This is a genomic window from Streptomyces calidiresistens, from assembly GCF_014141525.1.
GTDB lineage: Bacteria > Actinomycetota > Actinomycetes > Streptomycetales > Streptomycetaceae > Streptomyces > Streptomyces calidiresistens.
Genome location: NZ_VKHS01001220.1, coordinates 1 through 1,119, shown reverse-complemented (window position 1 = coordinate 1,119; position 1,119 = coordinate 1). Strand labels below are relative to the sequence as shown.

1 protein-coding gene is annotated in these 1,119 nt (G+C 76.0%); it reads left to right on the top strand.

Annotated elements, in window-relative coordinates:
- Positions 1–409: 409 nt before the first annotated feature.
- Positions 410–916, top strand: coding sequence for a DUF6912 family protein (locus FOE67_RS26505; protein WP_182667357.1), 507 nt, complete (start codon positions 410–412; stop codon positions 914–916).
- The last annotated feature ends 203 nt before the right edge of the window (positions 917–1,119 follow it).

Below are 1,119 nucleotides of genomic sequence, written 5' to 3'. Positions count from 1 at the left end.
GTCGTCGGCGTGTCCCCGGGGTCGGCGCGGGTGCCGGTGGGCGGGGGCCGGCGCGGCCTCCGGGCCGGTCCCCGGGGGTTCGGTCGCGGCCGGGGTCGGCGCGCAGGCCACCCTTCCCGGAGCGTCCCTCCCGGTCCCCGTCGCGTGCATCGTCTCGGTGGTCATGGCGCCACTCCCATCCGGGGTCGTCGGGACGACCGCACGGATCGTTCGCCCCGTTCCGGGGTGAGGGCCGCGGAACGGGGCTACTGGTTGGTAACATGGCGGATTGTAACCACGGTCACACGGACCGACAAAGCGCGTTGCTCCGAGCGGGGGCCCGTGTCGGGCGGATCGGGTCCCCGCCCGACGACATCCCGTCCGACCGCCCCTCCGTCCCGCCGGCCCCGGCTGCTCTATCCTGATCCGCATGCGCGTCTACCTCCCGCTCACCCTTCCCGGGCTCGCCGAGGCGTATCGGGCGGGGGAGGTCGGGCCCGCCCCGCTGACGGCCCGGGCCGTCACCCCCGGTCTCCGGGAGTGGTACCTCTCCGGCACCGAGGAGGAGTTGGAGTACGCCGCCCTCGGGCGCGCGGCCCTCGACTCGCTGCGCCTGATCGCCGCGGACCGGGACGCCCCGCCGCGCCGGGTGGTGCTCGCCGTCGACGTGCCCGACGACCGGGTGCGGACCGATCCGGATCGGGCCCTGCTCACCGAGGCGTTGGGCGAGGTCACGCTCACCGAGGCCGTCCCGGTGGCCCGTTGGGCCGCGGCGCACGTGGACTCGGCCGACGCGGAGACCGACCTGGTCGCCGCCGCCGACGCCCTGCCGGCAGCCGAGAAGGGCGATCCGGACGCCCGGTTCGTCCTGGAGGGCACCGCCGACCACGAACTGCTGTGGTACGCGGTGCAGGAGATCCCCGACCTCGACTCCTGAGGCGCCCCGGTCGGGTCGCGCCCCTGTTCCCCGCGGCGGATCGAGTCGAACGCGCGGGCGGCGATTACCCCGAACCGGGGGTGTGACGGGGCCGTCGAGGGGGAAGCGCGCCTCCCGCGGCCGGGAAATCGCCGGCCCGCTGTCGGTGGTCGCGCGTACCGTCGTGACATGCGCCAGGACAGCCGCCCCCACCACCCCCCACC

Bases quoted from the DNA above. Each gene is read 5' to 3' on its own strand.
- FOE67_RS26505 (WP_182667357.1), top strand. From the start codon at position 410: ATGCGCGTCTACCTCCCGCTCACCCTTCCCGGGCTCGCCGAGGCGTAT.